The following is a 22,098-nucleotide window of genomic DNA, read 5'->3' as shown; positions in this document are numbered from 1 at the left end:
GCCACCGGGGTGCGGGGGGCCGGTCAGGCCGGGGGTGTGCTGCCGGGGCGGGCCATGGCGGCGACGAAGGCGCGTTCGACGTCGGCGGTGGACAGGACGCCGTAGATCTCGCCGGTCTCCTCGACGACGAGGTACTCGGTCGCCGGGGCGGCCCGCAGGCGGTCGAGGAGGGCCTCCCCGGCCAGTTCGGCGGGGACCTTCATGCCGTCGGTGAGGTCCTGGGCGAGGCCGCTGACGGCGACCCAGGGGCGGCGGTGCTCGGGGACGCCGACGATGGCGGCCTCCCGGACGATGCCGGTGGGCTCGCCCTGGCCGTCGACGACGACGAGGGCGCGGGCGCCGGCCTCGTTGGCCCGGCGGAGGGCCTCGGAGAGGGGGGTCTCGGCCTCGACGGGGACGGCGCGGCGGGTGAGGGCGCGGGCGGCGAGCTCGGGCAGGTGCTCGCGCAGCCGGGCCATCCGCAGGCTGTTGCCGGCGCCGGTCCAGATGATGGCGGCGAGGATCGCGGCGAGCAGGGCGTCGGTGACGGTCTCCATGCCGCCGATGTCCTCGGTGGCGTTGCCGAGGGCGCCGGTGTGGGTGAGCAGCGGCAGGCCGATGAGGACGGCGACGGCGAGGGCGCGGCCGACCCAGGCGGCGGCGATGGTGCCCGTCATGGGCTTGCCGCTGATCTTCCAGACGACGGCGCGGAGCATCCGGCCGCCGTCGAGCGGCAGGCCGGGCAGCAGGTTGAAGGCGGCGACGATGAGGTTGGAGATCATCAGTCCGGCGAGCAGCACCCCGGGCACGGTGCCGGGGTCGACGGCGCTGAGGCCGAGGTAGAAGACGCCGGCGAGGACGAGCGAGAGCAGCGGGCCGACGAAGGCCAGGACGAATTCGCGGCCGGGTGTCTCGGTCTCCTTCTCGATCTCGGAGACCCCGCCGAAGAACTGGAGCTGGATGCGCCGGACCGGCAGCTTGAAGCGCAGGGCGGCGACGGTGTGGGCCAGTTCGTGGACGAGGACGGAGGCGTAGAAGGCGACCGCGAAGAAGAGGGAGACCAGGTAGCGGGCGCCGCCGAGCTCGGGCAGGACGCGGTCGAGCTGGCCGCCGAAGACCCAGGTGATCAGGGCCGCGACGACGAACCAGCTCGGGGCGACGTAGACGGGCACGCCGAAGGGGCGGCCCATGAGGATGCCGCCTCCCGGCCCGGAACGGCGCTGTGCGGCGGGGGCGCCGGGGCCGGTCGCTCCCGCGTCTGCGCGCGGCCGGTCGCGCTCGCCGCTGGTGTCGTCCTCTTTCACGGGGTCCTCTCGTCGCCGGGCGGCCGGCCGGTGCCGCCCGCCGGCCCGTCCGTGTGCGGGGGTCTGCCGTCGATGGTATGCCGATCGCTGTCGGTGGCGGGCCGTAGGGTCTTTGTCATGAGTACGAGTCAGCCGCCCGCGGAGGGGTCCTCCGCCGTGGCCGCGGAGCCCACGTCGCTGTCGCCCTCGCGGGCCGGCGACTTCATGCAGTGTCCCCTGCTGTACCGCTTCCGTGTGATCGACAGACTGCCCGAGAAGCCGAGCGAGGCGGCGACGCGGGGCACGCTGGTGCACGCGGTCCTGGAGCGGCTGTTCGACGATCCGGCCGCCGAGCGGACGGTGCCGCGGGCGAAGGCGATGATCCCGGGCCAGTGGGACAGGCTGCTGGAGGCGCGCCCGGAGCTGGGCGGGCTGTTCGGCGAGGGCGACGACGGCGGTGAGCGGCTGGCGCGCTGGATGGGCGAGGCCGAGCGGCTGGTGGAGCGGTGGTTCTCGCTGGAGGACCCGACGCGGCTGGAGCCGGCCGAGCGGGAGATGTTCGTCGAGACGGAGCTGCCGTCCGGGCTGCGGCTGCGCGGGGTGATCGACCGGGTGGACATCGCGCCGACGGGCGAGGTCCGCATCGTGGACTACAAGACGGGCAAGGCGCCGCGGCCGGAGTACAGCGAGGGCGCGCTCTTCCAGATGAAGTTCTACGCGCTGGTGATCTGGCGGCTGAAGAAGGTGCTGCCGCGCCGGCTCCAGCTCGTGTACCTGGGCAGCGGCGACGTGCTGACGTACGACCCGCAGCCGGCGGATCTGGAGCGCACGGAGCGCAAGCTGCTGGCGCTGTGGGAGGCGATCCGGGAGGCGACGCGGACGGGCGACTGGCGGCCGCGTCCGACGAAGCTGTGCGGCTGGTGCGATCACCAGGCGGTCTGTCCTGAATTCGGCGGCACTCCCCCGGTTTATCCGCTGGTCGTTTCCCCGGCGGCGTCCAGCGAGGATGAGCAGGGCAGAATGGGCCCGGTCTAGCGAAGGAGTGCCCGTGGCGATCCGCGTCCTACTGGTCGACGACCAGCCACTGCTGCGTACCGGTTTCCGCATGATCCTCGAGGCGGAGCAGGACATCGCGGTGGTCGGCGAGGCCGGGGACGGCCTCCAGGCCCTTGATCAGGTGCGGGCCCTGCAGCCCGATGTGGTGCTGATGGACATCCGGATGCCCCGGATGGACGGGGTCGAGGCGACCCGGCAGATCACCGGTCCGGGCCGTGACGGCCCGGCGAAGGTGCTGGTGCTGACCACGTTCGATCTCGACGAGTACGTGGTGGAGGCGCTGCGGGCGGGTGCCAGCGGCTTCCTGCTGAAGGACGCGCCCGCCAACGAGCTGGTGCAGGCGATCCGGGTGGTCGCCGCGGGCGAGGCGATGCTCGCGCCGAGCGTCACACGCCGGCTGCTCGACAAGTACGCGGACCATCTCCCGTCGGGCGACGAGCCCGTCCCGGACGCGCTGAACACACTGACCGACCGCGAGGTCGAGGTGCTGAAGCTGGTGGCCCGGGGCCTGTCCAACGCGGAGATCGCGGCGGATCTGTTCGTGAGCGAGACCACGGTGAAGACCCATGTCGGGCATGTGCTGACCAAGCTCGGCCTGCGGGACCGGGTGCAGGCGGCGGTGTACGCCTACGAGAGCGGTCTGGTGCGCCCCGGGGCGCAGTGACCGGTGGTACGGCGAAGGGCCGGGGGCCCGGCGGGGCGTGAGCCGCCGCCGGGCCCCCGGCCCTTGCGCTTCGCCGCCGGCCGCCCCGGTCGGGGGCGGCCGGCGGCACCGGTCAGGAGCCGCCGCCGCGGGAGAGCTCCCAGAGCTGGAGGTCGGAGCTGGCGTTGAGGGTCCACTCGATGCCGGTGATGTCGTCGCGGGAGGCGACGTACTGCTTGCCCTGCCACAGGGGCAGGAAGGGCACGTCCTCGGCGACGATGTCCTGGATCTTCTTGAAGGCCGGGGACGCGGCGGTGCGGTCGGCCTCGCGGCGGGACTGCGGGATGAGGTTGCGCGCCTCGGTGCTGACGTAGGGCGAGTTGAGGAAGTTGCCGTCGTCGAGGAAGGGCGCGGTGTAGTTGTCCGGGTCCGGGAAGTCGGGGAACCAGCCGAGGCCGTAGACCGCGTAGTCGCCGCGCTTCTGGGCGGGGCGGAACTCGGACCACTCGGTGCCCTTGACGGTCACCTCGAAGAGCTTGGTGGCGTTGAGCTGGTCGCGGAGCGTCTCGAACTCCTTGGCGGTGCCCTCGCCGTAGTGGTCGGTGGTGTAGTTCAGCTCCAGCCGGACCGGGGTGTCGATGCCCGCGTCCTCCAGGATGGCCGCGGCCTTCTCGGTGCTGGGCTCGCCGTACTTGTTGTAGAACGAGTTGGTGTGCGCGGCGATGCTCGTCGGGATGAGCGAGTACAGCGGCTCGGCCGTGGAGCCGTAGACCTGGCCGGCGATCTGGCCGCGGTCGACGACGGCGGCCATGGCCTGGCGGACGGCCTTGTTCTTCACCGACGGGTCGGTGGTGTCGAAGGCGAGGTAGCGGATCTCCAGGCCGGGGACCTCGGTGAGGGTGATGCCCTCCTTGGGGTTCTCGGAGAGGTCCCTGATCTGCTCGGGCGACATGGCCCGGGTCATCACGTCGATGTCGCCGGCCTCCAGGGCCTTGCCCATGGCGGCGGCGTCCTCGAAGGAGCGGAGCTCGACCTTGTCGTTGTGGAGCTTGATGTCGCCCTTGTACTTGTCGTTCCGGCTGAAGACGACCTTGGTGATCTTCTCGCCCTCGGTCTCGGTCTTCATCGTGTAGGGACCGCTGCCGTCGACGGCGAAGCCCTCGCGGAGCTTCTTGGCGTCGTAGTCCTTCGGGCTGACGATGCCGGCGACGGGCGTCGAGAGCTTGTAGGGGAACGTGGCGTCGGGCGTGGAGAGGTGGAAGATGACCTCGTCGTCGCCCTTGGTCTCGATGGTGTCGATGTTCGCCAGCAGGGCCGCGGTGCCGTTGTCGGCGTCGATGTCGAGCACGCGCTGGAGGGAGAACTTGACGTCGTTCGCCGTCACGGGGGTGCCGTCGGCGAAGGAGAGTCCGCTGCGGAGCTTGCAGCGGTAGCTCTCGCTGGCGTTGTCCGTGAAGGAGCACGACTCGGCCGCGTCCGGGACGGGCTCGCCGCCGCCGCGGGGGGCGTGCATCAGCGTCTGGACGGTCTGGCGCAGCACGTTCCACGCGCCGGTGTCGTAGGCGTAGGCCGGGTCCAGCGGGGCGGGGGATTCGGCGCTCGCGGCGAACTGGTCCGTGGTGCCCACGACGATGGCGTCCCCGCCGCCCGACCCGCCGTCCGTGCTGCCGCAGGCGACGAGCACGGGCGCGAGCAGGCCGATCGTGGCCAGCGGCACCAAGGTCTTACGGTTCATCCTGGACGTTCTCCCTCATCCAACCGGCTCTGGGATTCAGCGGTGTGTGTACACGTCACTACGCCGCTTCCACCCGGTCGGGGTGGCGCGATCGTGCTGGTTGTACAGAGCGATCGGTCCTCGGTTTCCGAGGGTGTGATGACCTTCGGTGCATCTCGGTGAGGCGGCGGAGTTCTCGTCGACGACATTAGTCCCAGGCGCCAGGAAAGCGTGAACGGGCCCGAGTTGGGGCGTATTCGCTGAGTGATCACGAATGCCTGCGTGCGCCCCCCGCGCCGGTGGATGATTCATATGCGTCCGCCGCAAAACGGGCATGTGACGACCCCCTTTCCGCCTCCAGGGGCAGGTCGGGGGCCTTCGGCCGGTCGGTCGGGGTGCACGCGCAGTGACGAAGGTCACGCGGCGGAACACATTGCCGATTACCGATCGGTAATGCAGTTGGTCACGGAAACTACATGGTCCGCTGCCCTGAGTTTCCCGGTGCATTCGAGATGCACGGACCGTACATGTATCAGTGCGGGGCGGTGATCAGGGTGCGCAGGAAAAGCAGGTCGACTTCTTCGAGCGACGCCACGACCATGCGCCCCGCCGCGGGCTGGATCGGCGCCACGGACGGCACCGCCACGACCCGGCAGCCGGCCGCCTCGGCGGCCGCCACCCCGGTGGCGGTGTCCTCGACGACCGCGCAGCGCGCCGGGTCGGCGCCCAGGCGCCGGGCGGCCACCAGGTACGGGTCGGGGTGCGGCTTGGTGCGCTCCACCTCGTCGCCGGCCACCGAGAGGTGGAAGTGGTGGCTCCCGAGGGACTCCAGGATCCGGTCGATGATGCGCCGGTGGGAGGCGGAGACCAGGGCGGTGGGCACGTTGTGCCGGGCCAGCTCGGCGAGCAGCCGCCGGGCGCCGGGCATCAGCGGGACGCCGCGGCCGATGCGCTCCTCGAACCGGTCGTTCAGCAGCACGCTCAGCTCGGGGAGGGTGATGTCGGCGCCGGTGGCCTCGATCAGGTATCCGGCGCTGCGGGTCATCGGTCCGCCGACGACGACGTCACGCCAGGACTCGTCCAGCCGGTGCCCCAGGTCGGCGAAGACCTCCACCTCGGCGTCCCACCAGAAGCCCTCGGTGTCGACGAGGGTCCCGTCCATGTCGAGGAAGACGGCCTGGAGGGCCGCCCCGTCGGCCGTACGGGTAAGGGACGCGGGGACCGTGCTGGTCATAGGCACACCTCCGGAAGGGACGAGAAGGCCGGCCACCCCTCCCGCGGCGCTCCGCGGTGACAGGTGACCGGCCTGCACTGGACCGACCAGTCTACGCCCGATGGATCAGCGTGCGTTGAAATACTTGGCTTCGGGGTGGTGGATGACGATCGCGTCGGTCGACTGCTCGGGGTGGAGCTGGAACTCCTCGGAGAGCTGCACCCCGATCCGCTCGGGCTCCAGCAGGGCGGCGATCTTCGCGCGGTCCTCCAGGTCGGGGCACGCCCCGTAGCCGAGCGAGAACCGTGCGCCGCGGTACTTCAGGGCGAACATGTCCTCCACGTCCGCCGGGTCCTCGCCGCCGAATCCGAGCTCGGAGCGCACCCGGGCGTGCCAGTACTCGGCGAGGGCCTCGGCGAGCTGGACGGACAGTCCGTGCAGCTCCAGGTAGTCGCGGTAGGAGTCGGCCTCGAAGAGCTTGGCGGTCGCCTCGCCGATCCGGGAGCCCACGGTGACGACCTGGAGGCCGACGACGTCCGTCTCGCCGGACTCCTCGGGCCGGAAGAAGTCCGCGAGGCACAGCCGGCGCCCGCGCCGCTGGCGCGGGAAGGAGAAGCGGGTGCGCTCGGCGCCGTCCTCGCCCAGCAGGATGAGGTCGTCGCCCTTGGACACGCAGGGGAAGTAGCCGTAGACGACGGCCGCCTCCAGCATGTTCTGCGTGTGGAGCTGGTCGAGCCAGCCGCGCAGCCGGGGCCGTCCCTCGGTCTCCACCAGCTCCTCGTAGCCGGGGCCGTCGCCGGCGCGGGACTGCTTGAGCCCCCACTGGCCCTTGAAGAGGGCGCCCTCGTCGAGCCAGGAGGCGTACTCCTTGAGCTGGATGCCCTTGACCACGCGGGTGCCCCAGAAGGGCGGGGCGGGCACCGGGTTGTCGGTGGCCACGTCGGAGCGGGCGGCGCCCTCCTCGGGGCGCTCCTCGACGACGGCGGTGGCCGCGGGGCGCACCCGGCGCTGCTTGAGCTCGGGCAGGGTGGCGCCGGGGACGCCGCGCTTGACGGCGATCAGGGCGTCCATCAGCCGCAGGCCCTCGAAGGCGTCCCGGGCGTAGCGGACCTCGCCCTCGTAGATCTCGTGGAGGTCCTGTTCGACGTAGGCCCGGGTGAGGGCCGCGCCGCCGAGGATGACCGGGTAGTCGGCCGCCAGCTTGCGCTGGTTCAGCTCCTCCAGGTTCTCCTTCATGATCACGGTCGACTTGACCAGCAGGCCCGACATGCCGATCACGTCGGCCCGGTGCTCGTCGGCGGCCTCCAGGATCGCGGAGACGGGCTGCTTGATGCCCAGGTTGACGACGTTGTAGCCGTTGTTGGACAGGATGATGTCGACGAGGTTCTTGCCGATGTCGTGGACGTCGCCGCGGACGGTGGCCAGCACGATGGTGCCCTTGCCCTCGGCGTCGGACTTCTCCATGTGCGGTTCCAGGTAGGCGACCGCGTTCTTCATGACCTCGGCCGACTGGAGCACGAACGGGAGCTGCATCTGGCCGGAGCCGAAGAGCTCGCCGACCACCTTCATGCCGTCGAGCAGGGTGTCGTTGACGATCTCCAGGGCGGGACGGTCGCGCAGCGCCTCGTCGAGGTCGCCCTCCAGGCCGTTCTTCTCGCCGTCGATGATCCGGCGCTTGAGGCGCTCCTCCAGCGGCAGCGCCAGCAGTTCCTCCGCCTTGCCGGCCTTCATCGACTTGGCGGTCGCGCCCTCGAAGAGCGCCATCAGCTTCTGGAGCGGGTCGTAGCCCTCGGCGCGGCGGTCGTAGATCAGGTCCAGCGCGGTGGTGACCTGCTCCTCGTCGAAGCGGGCGATCGGCAGGATCTTGGAGGCGTGCACGATGGCCGAGTCCAGACCGGCCTTGACGCACTCGTCGAGGAAGACGGAGTTCAGCAGGATGCGGGCGGCCGGGTTGAGGCCGAAGGAGATGTTCGACAGGCCGAGCGTGGTCTGCACGTCCGGGTGGCGGCGCTTCAGCTCGCGGATGGCCTCGATGGTGTTGACGCCGTCCTTGCGGGACTCCTCCTGACCGGTGCAGATGGTGAAGGTGAGGGTGTCGACGAGGATGTCCGACTCGTGGATGCCCCAGTTGCCGGTCAGGTCGTCGATGATCCGCTCGGCGACGGCGACCTTGTTCTCGACGGTGCGGGCCTGGCCCTCCTCGTCGATGGTGAGGGCGATCAGCGCGGCGCCGTGCTCCCGCGCGAGGCCGGTGACCTTGGCGAACCGGGACTCGGGGCCGTCGCCGTCCTCGTAGTTGACGGAGTTGATGACCGCGCGGCCGCCGAGCTTCTCCAGACCGGCCTCGATGACGTCGACCTCGGTGGAGTCGAGCACGATCGGCAGGGTGGAGGCGGTCGCGAAGCGGCCGGCCAGCTCGGCCATGTCGGCGACGCCGTCGCGGCCGACGTAGTCCACGCAGAGGTCGAGCATGTGCGCGCCCTCGCGGATCTGGTCGCGGGCCATCTCGACGCAGTCGTCCCAGCGGCCTTCGAGCATGGCCTCGCGGAACTTCTTGGAGCCGTTGGCGTTGGTCCGCTCGCCGATCGCCAGGTACGCGGTGTCCTGGCGGAAGGGCACCGTCTGGTAGAGCGAGGCGGCGCCCGGCTCGGGGCGCGGCTCACGGGCGGTGGGGGCGAGGCCGCGGACCCGCTCGACGACCTGGCGCAGGTGCTCGGGGGTGGTGCCGCAGCAGCCGCCGACGAGCGACAGGCCGTACTCGCGGACGAAGGTCTCCTGGGCGTCCGCCAGCTCCGGGGCGGTCAGCGGGTAGTGGGCGCCGTCCTTGCCGAGCACCGGGAGGCCCGCGTTCGGCATGCAGGAGAGGGGGACGCGGGAGTGGCGGGCGAGGTAGCGCAGGTGCTCGCTCATCTCGGCCGGGCCGGTGGCGCAGTTCAGGCCGATCATGTCGATGCCGAGCGGCTCCAGCGCGGTGAGTGCCGCGCCGATCTCCGAGCCGAGCAGCATGGTGCCGGTGGTCTCCACGGTGACCGAGCAGATGAGCGGGAGGGTGGTGCCGGTCGACTCCAGCGCGCGGCGGGCGCCGAGGATGGCGGCCTTCGTCTGGAGCAGGTCCTGGGTGGTCTCGACGATCAGCGCGTCGGCGCCGCCGGCGATCATGCCCTCGGCGTTGCGCTGGTAGGCGTCGCGCAGGGTGGCGTAGTCGGCGTGGCCGAGGGTCGGCAGCTTGGTGCCCGGGCCCATCGAACCCAGCACCCAGCGCTGCTGCCCGGTCGACGCGGTGAACTCGTCGGCGACCTCGCGGGCGATCCGGGCGCCGGCCTCGGACAGCTCGTGGACGCGCTCGGGGATGTCGTACTCCCCCAGGGCCGCGAAGTTGGCGCCGAAGGTGTTGGTCTCGACCATGTCGACGCCGACGTCGAAGTAGGCGGCGTGGACGGAGCGCACGATGTCGGGGCGGGTGATGTTGAGGATCTCGTTGCAGCCTTCGAGGTTCTCGAAGTCCTCGAGGGTGGGGTCCTGGGCCTGCAGCATCGTGCCCATCGCCCCGTCCGCCACCACCACCCGGGTGGCGAGTGCCTCGCGCAGTGCGTCGATTCGGGTCCGGCTGTCAGCGGAAGGGGTCGGCAACGAGGCCATGGATGTGCTCCCTGGGATGCGACGGCTGTCGGCTTTGCGCCTCCGGCTCGGGGAAGGCGCACGCAGTCAGAGTAGCCGTGTGCCCGCCCACGCCGTCGATGTGTCCCACGAGGCGGACGGAACCACTCCATCCGGGTTTCCGTGGGTAGCTCGGCCGGGGGATACTCCTTCTGCGATGACCAGGTCGGCATGGACCGATAGTGTTCAGCATTGTCGAACACCCATCCAAGCCGTCACCCTCTACCCGGGGTACCGCAGACCGCTCGTCGCACACCGCTCGTCGAACCGCAGTGGAGAAGGGCCAGATCCGATGGCGAAGAACATCCAGTCACTGGAGCGGGCCGCCGCCATGCTGCGCCTGCTCGCCGGCGGCGAGCGCCGGCTGGGGCTGTCGGACATCGCCTCCTCGCTGGACCTCGCCAAGGGGACGGCCCACGGCATCCTGCGCACCCTCCAGGCCGAGGGCTTCGTCGAGCAGGACCCGGCCTCCGGGCGCTACCAGCTCGGCGCGGAGCTGCTGCGGCTCGGCAACAGCTACCTGGACGTGCACGAGCTGCGGGCCCGCGCCCTGGTGTGGACGGACGACCTGGCCCGCTCCAGCGGCGAGAGCGTGCACCTGGGCGTGCTGCACCAGCACGGGGTGCTCGTCGTGCACCACGTCTTCCGCCCGGACGACAGCCGCCAGGTGCTGGAGGTGGGGGCCATGCAGCCGCTGCACTCCACGGCCCTCGGCAAGGTGCTGGCCGCCTACGACCCGGTCGCGCACACCGAGGCCGTCGAAGTGGAGCGCAAGGCGTTCACCCCGGCCACGGTGACGGAGCTGGACGCCTTCGAGGCGCTGCTCGACCTCACCCGGGCCAAGGGCTGGGCGGCCGACGTGGAGGAGACCTGGGAGGGCGTGGCCTCGGTGGCCGCCCCCATCCACGACCGCCGGCGCATGCCCGTGGGCGCGATCGCCATCACGGGCGCGGTGGAGCGCGTCTGCGACGGCGGCGAGCTGCGCTCCGAGCTGGTCGCGGCGGTCCGCGACTGCGCCCGCGCGGTCTCCCGGGACCTGGGCGCCAGCCGCTTCTAGACCCGGCGCCCCCTGCGCCCGGGCCATCGCCCGCCCCACCCGGCGGCCACCGGCCGCGCCCGCACCCGCCCCGCCCCGGGCCGCACCCCGCCGCCCGGGGCCGCCACATGCCCGCGTGCGGCCGCCGCGGCGTGCCCGCGCGCGGTTGCGCGGGCCGTCCCGCGGGCAGGTGCCTACGGGCGAGCGCATCATCGGATAACGATCCGGCTTTCGATCCCTCAACCCTTGACGCCGTCTTCACCCGGGACAAAACTGCCGTGCATCGGTCGGCATTGTCGAACAGCTAACGGCAATACGCGCTAGAGTGTGACAACGCCAAGGGCCGGCATTCGCCCCCATCTGAGGGCGCGGACCTCCGGAGGGACCCGGGGTCCGCCTTCCCCTGGACGTAGGACAAAGGAGTCGCGGGTGGACAGCGACAAGATCTTCATCGGTGAGACCATCGGCACCGCCGTGCTCATCCTGCTCGGTGGCGGCGTCTGTGCCGCCGTCACCCTCAAGAGCTCCAAGGCCCGCAACGCGGGCTGGCTCGCCATCACCTTCGGGTGGGGCTTCGCGGTGCTCACCGCGGTCTACATGACCGGCGCGCTCTCCGGTGCCCACCTCAACCCGGCGGTCACCCTCGGCATCGCGATCAAGGACAACAGCTGGGGCGACGTCCCCGTCTACCTCGCCGGACAGATGCTCGGCGCGATGATCGGCGCCGCGCTCGTGTGGATCGCCTACTACGGGCAGTTCCACGCGCATCTCACCGACCGGGAGATCGTCGGCGACCCCGCCGACAAGCCGATCGAGGGCCCCCACGCGGAGGGCAGCGGCCACGCGGGCCCGGTGCTCGGCATCTTCTCCACCGGCCCCGAGATCCGCAACGTCTGGCAGAACCTCGCCACCGAGATCATCGGCACCCTGGTGCTGGTCCTCGCCGTGCTCACCCAGGGGCTCAACGACAGCGGCAAGGGCCTCGGCCCGGTCGGCGGCCTGATGACCGCCCTCGTGGTGGTCGCCATCGGTCTGTCGCTCGGCGGCCCGACCGGATACGCCATCAACCCGGCCCGCGACCTCGGCCCCCGCATCGTGCACGCCCTGCTCCCGCTGCCGAACAAGGGCGGCTCCGACTGGAGCTACGCCTGGATCCCCGTCGCCGGTCCCCTGATCGGTGCGGCCGCCGCCGCGGGTATCTACAACATCGCGTTCGCCTGAGACACGACCGCCGCACGAGCCGTACATCCTCAGACCTGAGCAGGAGCACCCCGTGACCGACGCACCCACCACCACGTCCTCCCACGGCACCGGGCCGTTCATCGCGGCCATCGACCAGGGCACCACGTCCAGCCGCTGCATCGTCTTCGACAAGGACGGCCGGATCGTCGCGGTCGACCAGAAGGAGCACGAGCAGATCTTCCCCAAGCCGGGCTGGGTCGAGCACGACGCCGCCGAGATCTGGACCAACGTCCAGGAGGTCGTCGCCGGCGCGATCCACAAGGCCGGGATCACCGCCGCCGACGTCAAGGCGATCGGCATCACCAACCAGCGCGAGACCACGCTGCTGTGGGACAAGAACACCGGCGAGCCCGTCCACAACGCCATCGTCTGGCAGGACACCCGCACCGACGCCCTCTGCAAGGAACTCGGCCGCAACGTCGGCCAGGACCGCTTCCGCCGCGAGACCGGGCTGCCCCTGGCCTCCTACTTCGCCGGCCCCAAGGCCCGCTGGCTGCTGGACAACGTCGAGAGCCTGCGCGAGCGCGCCGAGCGCGGCGACATCCTCTTCGGCACCATGGACTCCTGGGTCATCTGGAACCTGACCGGCGGCACCGACGGCGGTGTGCACGTCACCGACGTCACCAACGCCTCGCGCACCATGCTGATGAACCTGCACACCATGGAGTGGGACGACAAGATCCTCCAGTCCATGGAGGTGCCGGCCGCGATCCTCCCCGAGATCCGCTCCTCCGCCGAGGTCTACGGCACCGCCAAGGGCGGGGCGCTCGACGGCGTCCCGGTCGCCTCCGCGCTGGGCGACCAGCAGGCGGCCCTCTTCGGCCAGACCTGTTTCGCCAAGGGCGAGGCCAAGTCCACGTACGGCACCGGCACCTTCATGCTGATGAACACCGGCGACCAGCCGGTCAATTCGTACAACGGCCTGCTCACCACCGTCGGATACCGCATCGGCGACCAGAAGGCGGTCTACGCCCTGGAGGGCTCGATCGCGGTCACCGGTTCGCTGGTGCAGTGGATGCGCGACCAGATGGGCCTGATCAACTCCGCCGCCGAGATCGAGACCCTCGCCCTCTCCGTCGAGGACAACGGCGGCGCCTACTTCGTGCCGGCCTTCTCCGGTCTGTTCGCCCCGTACTGGCGCTCCGACGCCCGCGGTGTGATCGCCGGACTGACCCGGTACGTCACCAAGGCGCACATCGCCCGTGCCGTGCTCGAGGCCACCGCCTGGCAGACCCGCGAGATCACCGACGCCATGACCAAGGACTCCGGCGTCGAGCTGACCGCGCTCAAGGTCGACGGCGGCATGACCTCCAACAACCTGCTGATGCAGACGCTCTCGGACTTCCTGGACGCCCCCGTGGTGCGCCCGATGGTCGCCGAGACCACCTGCCTCGGCGCCGCCTACGCCGCCGGCCTGGCCGTCGGCTTCTGGCCCGACACCGACGCGCTGCGCGCCAACTGGCGCAGGGCAGCCGAGTGGACCCCCCGCATGGAGGCCGACCGGCGCGAGCGCGAGTACAAGAGCTGGCTCAAGGCCGTGGAGCGGACCATGGGCTGGCTCGACGAGGAAAACTGACGAGGAGCAGCAACAATGACCACCCTGCAGAGCGTCCCCTCCGGGACGCACCCGGCCTCCGGCTCGGTGTCCTCCTTCAAGGCCGCGAGCCGCGCCGAGACCCGGGAGCAGCTCTCCACGGCGACGTACGACCTCCTGGTGATCGGCGGCGGCATCCTGGGCATCTCCACCGCCTGGCATGCGGCGCAGTCCGGGCTGCGGGTGGCCCTGGTGGACGCCGGCGACTTCGCCGGCGCCACGTCCTCCGCCTCCTCCAAGCTCCTCCACGGCGGTCTGCGCTACCTGCAGACCGGCGCGGTGAAGCTGGTCGCGGAGAACCACTTCGAGCGACGGGCGGTCTCCCGCCAGGTGGCCCCCCACCTGGCGAACCCGCTCACCTTCTACCTGCCCGTCTACAAGGGCGGGCCGCACGGCGCGGCGAAGCTCGGCGCGGGCGTGTTCGCCTACTCCGCGCTCTCCGCCTTCGGCGACGGCGTCGGCCATCTGCTCAGCCCGGCGAAGGCCGCGGCCGACGTGCCGGAGCTGCGCACCGACAACCTCAAGGCCGTCGCGGTGTACGGCGACGACCAGATGAACGACGCGCGGATGGCGCTGATGACCGTCCGCGCGGCCGTCGAGTCGGGCGCCACCGTGCTCAACCACGCCGAGGTCACCGGGCTGCGCTTCACCCGGGGCCGGGTCACCGGCGCGGAGCTGAAGGACCGCACGGACGGCACCGAGTTCGGTGTCGACGCCCGGCTGGTGCTCAACGCGACCGGGCCCTGGGTCGACCACCTGCGGCGGATGGAGGACGCGGGCGCCGCGCCCTCGATCCGGCTGTCCAAGGGCGCGCACCTGGTCCTCAAGCGCACCTCGCCGTGGAAGGCAGCGCTGGCGACCCCGATCGACAAGTACCGGATCACCTTCGCCCTCCCCTGGGAGGACATGCTGCTCCTCGGCACCACGGACGAGGAGTTCGAGGGCGACCCGGCGGATGTGGCGGTGACCGAGAAGGACACCGCCCAGATCCTGGACGAGGCCGCCTTCTCCATCCGCGACCAGCAGCTCTCGCGCGATCTGATCACCTACTCCTTCGCGGGTCTGCGGGTGCTGCCGGGCGGGCCCGGCGACACCTCCAAGGCCAAGCGGGAGACGGTGGTCACGGAGGGCCGGGGCGGCATGCTGTCGGTCGCCGGCGGCAAGTGGACGACCTTCCGGCACATCGGCCGCACCGTGATGAACAAGCTGGCGGCGCTGCCGGGCCGGCCGCTCTCGGAGGACATGGAGCCCATCGCGCGGCTGCCGAGGAAGCTCCCGCTGCCCGGGATCGCCAACCCGAACGCGGTCGCCCACCGGCTGCTCGTCGACGGCGGCACCCCCGGCCCCCGGATGGCCGCGGACACCGCCCGCCACCTCGCCACCCACTACGGCTCGCTGGCGTTCGACATAGCCCGGCGGGCTTCCGAGGACCCGGCGCTCGCCGAGCGGGTGCACCCGGACGCCCCCGAGATCTGGGCGCAGGTCGCGTACGCGCGGGACCACGAGTGGGCCGAGACGGCGGACGACGTGCTGCGCCGCCGGACGACGCTGACGATCCGCGGTCTCGCCACGGACACCGTCCGCGCCCGGGTCGAGGACGTGCTCGGCGACCGCTGACGCGCACCCGCGGATCCGCCCCCCGGGGCGGGTCCGCCGGGGGGCTGGGAAGGGCCCAGGGCCGGCGCCGTTCCGCCGGTGCGGGGCGGGCGCCGCTCCGCCGGTGCTGCCACACGGCCGCCACAGTGCCGCAACACACGGTGGCGAGAGTTGAGGGCATGAAGTTCCAGGTGCTCTCCCTCATCGGTCATGCCCCGCACCCCCTCACCGGAGAACTCCCCTCCGCCGCCGACCGGTTCGAGGACGTCCTCGCCGTCGGCGAGGAGGCGGAGCGCCTCGGCTACGACGCCCTCGCCGTCGGCGAGCGGCACGCCGGGGCGTTCCTGTCGTCCAGCCCGACCGCGGTCCTCGGCGCGCTGGCCGCCCGCACCCGCCGGATCCGGCTGCTGACCGGCGTCACGGTGGTGGCGATCCTCGACCCGGTACGGGTCGCCGAGGACTACGCCACCCTCGACCAGCTCTCCCGCGGCCGGGTCGAACTCGTCGTCGGCAAGGGGGCCGAGGCGGGCCACTTCGACCTCTTCGGGCTCGACGAGTCCCGGCAGTGGGATCTCCAGCGGGAGAAGTACGAGCTGCTGCGGCGGCTGTGGCGCGAGGAGGAGGTGGACTGGGAGGGCGAGTTCCGGCCGCCGCTGCGGAAGGTGACCACGGTGCCGCGCCCGTACGCGGGCCCGCCGCGCGTCTGGCACGGCTCCGCCACGAGCCCGAACTCCACCGAGCTGGCCGCGCGGCACGGCGATCCGCTCTTCACCGCGAACGCCATCCAGCCCCGCGAGGCGTACGCCCGGCTGATCGGCCACTACCGGGAACGCTTCGCGGCGTACGGGCACGACCCGGCGCGCGCCCATGTCGCCGCGGGCTCGGGCGGGCTGCTGATCGCCGGCTCGGCGCGCGAGGCGGTGTCCCGCTGGAAGGAGCTGTACGAGGCGAAGGTGGCGCAGAGCTTCCGGCCCGATCTGGAGGGGAAGGCCGGCTACAACACCCCGTTCCGCACCATCGAGGACGCCGTCGCCGGCGGACCGCAGCTCATCGGCGGCCCCCAGGAGATCATCGACAAGATCCTCGGCTGGCACGAGGTGTACGGGCACGATCTGCAGTCGGTCACCGTGGACGGCTTCGGACTGGAGCGGGCCGAGCAGACCGACATGCTGGCGCGCTTCGCCGAGGAGGTCGCCCCGGTCGTGCGGAAGGAGGCCCCGACCACGCTCTGGACCTCATAATGGGGCGATACATCGGATGTCTGGAGGTCGCCCCGTGGCTGTCACCGACGAGGCCATCGAGAAGATCAAGGGAATGATCGTCTCGGGCACCCTGCGCCCCGGCGACCGGCTCCCCAGGGAAGCCGAACTCGCCGCGGAGCTCGGCCTCTCCCGGAACTCGCTGCGGGAGGCCGTGCGGGCGCTGGCGCTGATCCGCATCCTCGACGTGCGCCAGGGCGACGGCACCTATGTGACCAGCCTGGACCCGCAGTTGCTGCTGGAGGCGCTGAGCTTCGTGGTGGACTTCCACCGCGACGACACGGTGCTGGAGTTCCTCGTGGTGCGCCGCATCCTGGAGCCCGCCGCGACGGCGATGGCCGCGACGCTGATCACCGAGGAGGAACTGGACGCGCTGGGGGCCCGGTTGGACGCGCTGGGCACGGCGCCCTCGGTCGAGGAGCTCGTCGCGGCGGATCTGGAGTTCCACCGGGGCATCGTGCGCTCCGCGGGGAACTCGGTGCTGTGCTCGCTCCTCGACGGCCTGTCGGGGCCGACGACCCGGGCCCGCGTCTGGCGCGGGCTGACCCAGGAGGACGCGGTGAGCCGCACCCTCCGGGAGCACCGGGCGATCCTCGCCGCCCTGCGCGACCGGGACGCCGAGGCGGCGCGGTCCTGGGCGACGGTGCACGTGGCGAGCGTGGAGCAGTGGCTGCGTTCCACCCTGTAGGGAGCCCGCGACCCGCCCGCCGCGGCGGGGCGGAGGGCATTCGCGCCCCGGGGGTTGACACATGCCGGGAAGTTCACCCGGCTGTGCAAGGGGGCTGCGGCGGGGCACCCGTGACGCCGTAAGGTTGTGGCCGTAACGGAGAGAACTTCGGAAGGAGGCCTGGGTGATCGAGCTCGAGGGGGTACCCGAGCTGATCGACCCGGTCATGGTGGCCGCGTTCGAGGGCTGGAACGACGCCGGCGACGCCGCCTCCACCGCGGTCGCACACCTCGACCGGGAATGGAAGGGGGAGGTGTTCGCGGCTCTCGACGCCGAGGACTACTACGACTTCCAGGTCAACCGGCCGACGGTGTGGCTGGACGGCGGCGCACGGAAGATCACCTGGCCCACGACCCGGCTGTCCGTCGTGCGCATCGGCGGTGACAAGCCGCGCGATCTGGTCCTGGTGCGGGGCATCGAGCCCTCCATGCGCTGGCGCTCGTTCTGCAACGAGATCCTGGGCTTCGCCCATGAGCTGGGTGTGGAGATGGTGGTGATCCTGGGCGCCCTGCTCGGCGACACCCCGCACACCAGACCGGTCCCGGTCAGCGGCATCACCTCGGACCCGGAGCTGGCCCGCACGATGGACCTGGAGGAGACCCGCTACGAGGGCCCGACGGGCATCGTGGGCATCCTGCAGGAGGCGTGCACCCACGCCGGGGTCCCGGCGGTGAGCCTGTGGGCCGCCGTCCCGCACTACGTCTCCCAGCCGCCCAACCCGAAGGCGACGCTGGCGCTGCTCAACCGGCTCGAGGACCTGATCGACCTGCGCATCCCGCTCGGCGAGCTGCCCGAGGACGCCCGCGCCTGGCAGCTCGGCGTGGATCAACTGGCCGCCGAGGACAGCGAGGTGGCCGAGTACGTGCAGACGCTGGAGGAGGCGCGGGACACCGCGGAGCTCCCCGAGGCGTCGGGCGAGGCGATCGCCCGCGAGTTCGAGCGCTATCTGCGCCGGCGCGACGGATCCGGTCCCGGCGGCCACGCGACCGACGGCGGCGAGGGCAGCTCGTACCTGCGGGACACGGCGAGCGGCCGTACCCGTCCGCCGCTGCCGCCCCGGCCCGAGCGCGATACGGACACCGACACCGACGCCGGGCACGAGGCGGACGCCGGCACCGGCACCGGCACCGCCGACGAGCCGGACACGGGCACGGACGCGGGCACGGACGCGGGCACGGGTTCGGGTACGGACGCGGGCAGAGCCACCGGCGAGGAGCCGGGCACGGACGGACCCGCCGGGGCCGAGCCGGGCACCGGCGGCGACGCCGGGGCCGGCGGCCGGACGGACACCGGGCCGGACAGCGGCGGCGAGGGCGGCGCGGACCGCCCGGGCGGGGACTGACCGCCGCCCGGACACCGGGCCGCACACACGAAGCGGGGGCGGCGCCGTACCGGCGCCGCCCCCGCGGTGCGTCCCCCTCGGGGACGCCGGGTCAGAGTGCCACGCCGAGCAGCGCGTCCACGGCCCGGGACACCAGCCCGGGCGCGCCCTCGTCGGTGCCGCCCCCCGCGTTCTGCGACTCGGCCCAGCGGTCGACGGCGGCGAGCGCCGCGGGGGCGTCGAGGTCGTCGGCGAGCGCCGTGCGGATCTCGTCGACCAGCGCGTCGGCGGACGGGCCGTCGGGACGGGACACGGCGGCCCGCCAGCGCCCGAGGCGCTCCACGGCCTCGCGCAGCACGTCGTCGGTCCACTCCCAGTCGGCCCGGTAGTGGTGCGCGAGCAGCGCGAGCCGGATCGCGGCCGGGTCGACGCCCTCCCTGCGCAGCGTGGAGACGAAGACCAGGTTGCCCTTGGACTTGGACATCTTCTCGCCGTCGAGGGCGACCATCCCCGCGTGCACGTACGCCTTGGCGAAGGGGTGCTCGCCGGTCAGCGCGTGGGCGTGGGAGGCCCCCATCTCGTGGTGGGGGAAGACCAGGTCGGAGCCGCCGCCCTGGACGTCGAAGCCCATGCCGAGGTGGTCGAGCGCGATGGCGACGCACTCGATGTGCCAGCCCGGGCGGCCCCCTCCGAGGCTCGCCCCGTCCCAGCTCGGCTCGCCCTCGCGGGCGGCCATCCACAGCATCGGGTCCAGCGGGTTCTTCTTGCCGGGCCGCTCGGGGTCGCCGCCGCGCTCGGCGGAGAGCAGCCGCATCGCCTCGGCGTCCAGGTGGGAGACCTCACCGAAGTGCGGGTCGGACTCCACCGAGAAGTAGACGTCGCCCTCGAGTTCGTAGGCGGCGCCGGCGTCCCGCAGCCGCTCGACGAGCGGCACGATGCCGGGTATCGCCTCGACGGCTCCGATGTAGTGCTGCGGCGGGAGCATCCGCAGGGCGGTCATGTCCTCGCGGAAGAGGGCGGTCTCCCGCTCGGCGAGCGCGGTCCAGTCGTGGCCGTCGCGGATCGCGCGTTCCAGCAGCGGATCGTCGACGTCCGTCACGTTCTGGACGTAGTGGACCTGCCGCTTGGTGTCGAGCCACACGCGCTGCACGAGGTCGAACGCGTTGTAGGTCGCCGCGTGACCCATGTGGGTCGCGTCGTACGGCGTGATGCCGCAGACGTAGATACGGGCGACGGGACCGGGGTCGAGCGTCAGCGGACCACCGGTCGCGGTGTCGTGGATCCTGAGGTCGCGGCCCTTGCCGGGCAGGGCGGGGACCTCGGAAGCGGGCCAGGCATGCATGCATTGAGCCTAACCGGACGCATGTTCCGGATACGAACCGGATCACTGCTCTTGGCCGGTTGGGCGTTCTTGCGCCCCCGGACCGCGTGTGCAGGCCGCGGGGGCGCCCGGCGGGTGAGGGCTACACCGGTGGCCAGGGGATCGCGGGCCACTCCCCCGACGGTTCGGGGTGGGTGCCGGAGCGCAGCAGCGCGCCGACCCTGCCCCGCAGGGCGGTGATCTCCGCGGCCGTGAGCAGTTGGGCCAGACGGGTGGCGAGCGGCGCGCCCTCGGCGAGAGCGCCGGTCACCGCCGTCAGCGCCTCGGTCGCCTCGCCCGTCAGCGGCTCCCCCGCCCACCCCCACAGCAGGGTGCGCAGCTTGTCGTCGGTGTTGAAGGTCACCCCGTGGTCGATCGCGTAGAGGGTGCCGTCGGCCGTGGGCAGCAGATGGCCGCCCTTGCGGTCGCCGTTGTTGATCACCGCGTCCAGCACGGCGAGCCGCCGCAGGCGCGGGTCGTCGGCGTGGACCAGGAGCGCGGTGCGCCCCTCCCCCACCTCGGCGAGGCCGACCGCCTTCCAGCCGTCGCCCGGCTCGGGCCCGTCGACGAGGGCGAGCAGCTCGGCCGCGGGGTCGGCCTCGACCCAGAGCTGCGCCATGCCCTGCCCGTAGGGCCCCTCGCGGAGCACCGTGGGGGGCACCAGGCCCCAGCCCGTGGCCTCGGACAGCTCGTACGCGGCGACCTCGCGCTGGGCGAGGGTGCCGTCGGGGAAGTCCCACAACGGGCGTTCGCCGGCGACGGGTTTCCAGACGCACTGCGCCTCGGTCCCGTCGAGGGAGACGGTGCAGTACAGCACCGCGTTGGACGCCTCACGGACCTGGCCCCGGACGGTCAGCTCGCCCTCGGTGAGCAGGGTCAGCGCATCGGCCGCGCTCACGCTCCCCGTCGGTATCCGTTCTGGCGCGGGCATACGTGTCCTTCCGGATCGAGCGGCAGGCTGCACAGCGGGCACGGCGGGCGGCCGGCGTTCACCACGTCGAGGGCCCGCTTGGCGAAGGCGCGGGCCTGGACGCCGGTGAGCCGCACCCGCAGCATCGGCGGGCCGTTCTCCTCGTCCTGGAGCAGCCGCTCCTCGGCCTCAGCGAGGTCCTCCTCGGAGTCCGCGTCGAGTTCGACGAGAGCCTGCGCCTCGACGATCATGCGCTGTTCGTCGCCGTCCCAGGCGAGCGCCATGGTGCCGACCCGGAACTCCTCCTCGACCGGGTTGTCGAGGGGGGCGGTGTCCCCGACCTCGGTCGGGGCGACGGCCGGGACGGGTGCGTTGCCGCCGGTGCGGCGCACGACCTCGTCGAGCAGCTCGTCGATCCGTTCGGCGAGCGCGGCGACCTGGGTCTTCTCCAGAGCGACGCTGGTGACGCGGCCTGCGGCGGAAGCCTGCAGGAAGAACGTACGGCGTCCAGGCAACCCGACCGTGCCGGCCACGAAACGTTCCGGCGGGTCGTAGAGGAACACCTGACGGGACACGTCCTGTCTCCCTTGGGATCGGTCTTCGGATCGGTCTTCGGTCGGTCTTCGACGGAGCGTCCAGACCGTGCGCCCGCGGAGCCGGAGCTGGTGCTCGCGCGCGCTTCGGCCGTGGGCGTCCGGTCGTCGTCACGGGCCTTCGGCCCGCGGCCCGTCCACCCTACTGCGCCGAGCGATCACGGTGCGCCCGCGCCACCTCCGACCACTCCCTGCCCGCGGTCCTCCGTGCGGCTCTCCTCGTCCGGCTCGGCCGGCGCGAGGGATCCGAGGTCGCCGGTGTCGCCCAGCCGCAGCAGGAAGGGGCGGGTGCGGGTGAAGCGGATCGCGGTGACCGAGCACGGTTCGACGTGGACGCGCTGGAACAGGTCGAGATGCATGCCGAGGGCGTCCGCCACCAGGGACTTGATGATGTCCCCGTGCGAGCACATCAGGAAGACCGCGTGCTCGCCGTGCTCGCGGTCCACGCGGTCGTTCCACTCCCGGACGGCCTCGACGGCCCTGGCCTGCATGGCGCGCATCGACTCGCCGCCCGGGAAGGCGGCCGCCGACGGATGCTGCTGGACGACCTCCATCAGCGGTTCCCGGGCGAGCTCGGCGAGTTTGCGCCCGGACCAGTCGCCGTAGTGGCACTCGCCGATGCGGTCGTCGGTGTGGAGCGCGAGCCCGGGGCGGGCCGCCAGCAACGGCGCCACCGTCTCCCGGCAGCGCTCCAGCGGGCTGCTCACCACCGCCGCGAGCGGCACCCGGGCAAGCCGGCCGGGCAGGGACGCGGCCTGGGCGCTCCCCCGCTCGTCGAGGTGGACACCGGGGGTCCACCCGGCGAGCACCCCCTCGGTGTTGGCGGTGGAACGTCCGTGCCGTACGAGGATCAGCGTGGCCATGGCGGCAAGCCTACGACCCCGCCGCCGCGGGCGGGCCCGGTCCGGGTCGCGG

General features: G+C 72.2%; 17 protein-coding genes. 9 read left to right on the top strand and 8 right to left on the bottom strand.

What is annotated here, in order from left to right; genetic code table 11:
- Nucleotides 1-23: 23 nt before the first annotated feature.
- The gene (locus JE024_RS28225) at nt 24-1,283 is read right to left on the bottom strand and encodes a site-2 protease family protein (RefSeq protein ID WP_205376799.1); all 1,260 of its coding nucleotides are present in this window, start codon (nt 1,281-1,283) and stop codon (nt 24-26) included.
- A gap of 117 nt (nt 1,284-1,400) precedes the next feature.
- Here JE024_RS28225 and JE024_RS28220 point away from each other — a divergent pair, with 117 nt between their 5' ends.
- Together JE024_RS28220 and JE024_RS28215 are read left to right on the top strand one after the other, a co-directional pair.
- Nucleotides 1,401-2,297: a RecB family exonuclease gene (locus JE024_RS28220; protein WP_244883247.1), complete on the top strand. Its 897-nt coding sequence runs from the start codon at nt 1,401-1,403 to the stop codon at nt 2,295-2,297.
- Nucleotides 2,298-2,310: 13 nt separating this feature from the next.
- Nucleotides 2,311-2,982, top strand: a complete 672-nt coding sequence (locus JE024_RS28215) for a response regulator (protein WP_147990638.1) — start codon at nt 2,311-2,313, stop codon at nt 2,980-2,982.
- 112 nt (nt 2,983-3,094) lie between these two features.
- Here JE024_RS28215 and JE024_RS28210 read toward each other — a convergent pair whose 3' ends face one another.
- The 3 genes from JE024_RS28210 to metH all read right to left on the bottom strand — a co-directional run bounded on the left by JE024_RS28210 (nt 3,095) and on the right by metH (nt 9,527).
- Nucleotides 3,095-4,696 (bottom strand): ABC transporter substrate-binding protein, encoded by a 1,602-nt coding sequence (locus JE024_RS28210; protein WP_205376797.1) that lies wholly within the window; start codon nt 4,694-4,696, stop codon nt 3,095-3,097.
- A gap of 511 nt (nt 4,697-5,207) precedes the next feature.
- Nucleotides 5,208-5,909, bottom strand: a complete 702-nt coding sequence (locus JE024_RS28205) for an HAD family hydrolase (RefSeq protein WP_205376796.1) — start codon at nt 5,907-5,909, stop codon at nt 5,208-5,210.
- 105 nt (nt 5,910-6,014) lie between these two features.
- Nucleotides 6,015-9,527 carry a methionine synthase gene (gene metH / locus JE024_RS28200; protein ID WP_205376795.1) on the bottom strand — a complete coding sequence of 1,171 codons (3,513 nt, stop codon included), beginning with the start codon at nt 9,525-9,527 and terminating at the stop codon, nt 6,015-6,017.
- 310 nt (nt 9,528-9,837) lie between these two features.
- Between metH and JE024_RS28195 the strand changes: the two genes are divergently transcribed.
- From JE024_RS28195 to JE024_RS28165, 7 genes are all read left to right on the top strand, one after another.
- Nucleotides 9,838-10,602, top strand: a complete 765-nt coding sequence (locus JE024_RS28195; RefSeq protein ID WP_205376794.1) for an IclR family transcriptional regulator — start codon at nt 9,838-9,840, stop codon at nt 10,600-10,602.
- A gap of 408 nt (nt 10,603-11,010) precedes the next feature.
- Entirely contained in the window at nt 11,011-11,802 is a 792-nt protein-coding gene (locus tag JE024_RS28190; protein WP_205376793.1) for an MIP/aquaporin family protein, read from the top strand.
- Nucleotides 11,803-11,854: 52 nt separating this feature from the next.
- Nucleotides 11,855-13,399 (top strand): glycerol kinase GlpK, encoded by a 1,545-nt coding sequence (gene glpK / locus JE024_RS28185; RefSeq protein WP_205376792.1) that lies wholly within the window; start codon nt 11,855-11,857, stop codon nt 13,397-13,399.
- Nucleotides 13,400-13,414: 15 nt separating this feature from the next.
- A complete protein-coding gene (locus JE024_RS28180; protein WP_205376791.1) occupies nt 13,415-15,034 on the top strand; it encodes a glycerol-3-phosphate dehydrogenase/oxidase in 1,620 nt (539 codons plus the stop codon).
- A gap of 158 nt (nt 15,035-15,192) precedes the next feature.
- Nucleotides 15,193-16,254 carry an LLM class flavin-dependent oxidoreductase gene (locus tag JE024_RS28175; RefSeq protein WP_205376790.1) on the top strand — a complete coding sequence of 354 codons (1,062 nt, stop codon included), beginning with the start codon at nt 15,193-15,195 and terminating at the stop codon, nt 16,252-16,254.
- 34 nt (nt 16,255-16,288) lie between these two features.
- Nucleotides 16,289-16,960 carry a FadR/GntR family transcriptional regulator gene (locus JE024_RS28170; RefSeq protein ID WP_205376789.1) on the top strand — a complete coding sequence of 224 codons (672 nt, stop codon included), beginning with the start codon at nt 16,289-16,291 and terminating at the stop codon, nt 16,958-16,960.
- A 163-nt stretch (nt 16,961-17,123) separates the two neighbouring features.
- The gene (locus JE024_RS28165; protein ID WP_205376788.1) at nt 17,124-18,341 is read left to right on the top strand and encodes a PAC2 family protein; all 1,218 of its coding nucleotides are present in this window, start codon (nt 17,124-17,126) and stop codon (nt 18,339-18,341) included.
- Nucleotides 18,342-18,432: 91 nt separating this feature from the next.
- Here the strand turns inward: JE024_RS28165 and mshC are convergent, their stop codons facing one another.
- From mshC to JE024_RS28145, 4 genes are all read right to left on the bottom strand, one after another.
- Nucleotides 18,433-19,662, bottom strand: coding sequence for a cysteine--1-D-myo-inosityl 2-amino-2-deoxy-alpha-D-glucopyranoside ligase (mshC, locus tag JE024_RS28160; RefSeq protein ID WP_205376787.1), 1,230 nt, complete (start codon nt 19,660-19,662; stop codon nt 18,433-18,435).
- A gap of 121 nt (nt 19,663-19,783) precedes the next feature.
- Entirely contained in the window at nt 19,784-20,611 is an 828-nt protein-coding gene (locus tag JE024_RS28155; RefSeq protein WP_205376786.1) for an SCO1664 family protein, read from the bottom strand.
- Nucleotides 20,575-21,165 (bottom strand): DUF3090 domain-containing protein, encoded by a 591-nt coding sequence (locus tag JE024_RS28150; protein WP_205376785.1) that lies wholly within the window; start codon nt 21,163-21,165, stop codon nt 20,575-20,577. The genes JE024_RS28155 and JE024_RS28150 overlap by 37 nt, the downstream gene beginning before the upstream one ends.
- A gap of 176 nt (nt 21,166-21,341) precedes the next feature.
- Nucleotides 21,342-22,046, bottom strand: coding sequence for a histidine phosphatase family protein (locus JE024_RS28145; protein ID WP_205376784.1), 705 nt, complete (start codon nt 22,044-22,046; stop codon nt 21,342-21,344).
- Nucleotides 22,047-22,098: the final 52 nt, after the last annotated feature.

Origin of the sequence: Streptomyces zhihengii (genome assembly GCF_016919245.1) — a bacterium.
Classification (GTDB): domain Bacteria; phylum Actinomycetota; class Actinomycetes; order Streptomycetales; family Streptomycetaceae; genus Streptomyces; species Streptomyces zhihengii.
Note: the sequence above shows the minus strand (reverse complement) of the source record. Positions and strands in the feature narration are given on the sequence as shown.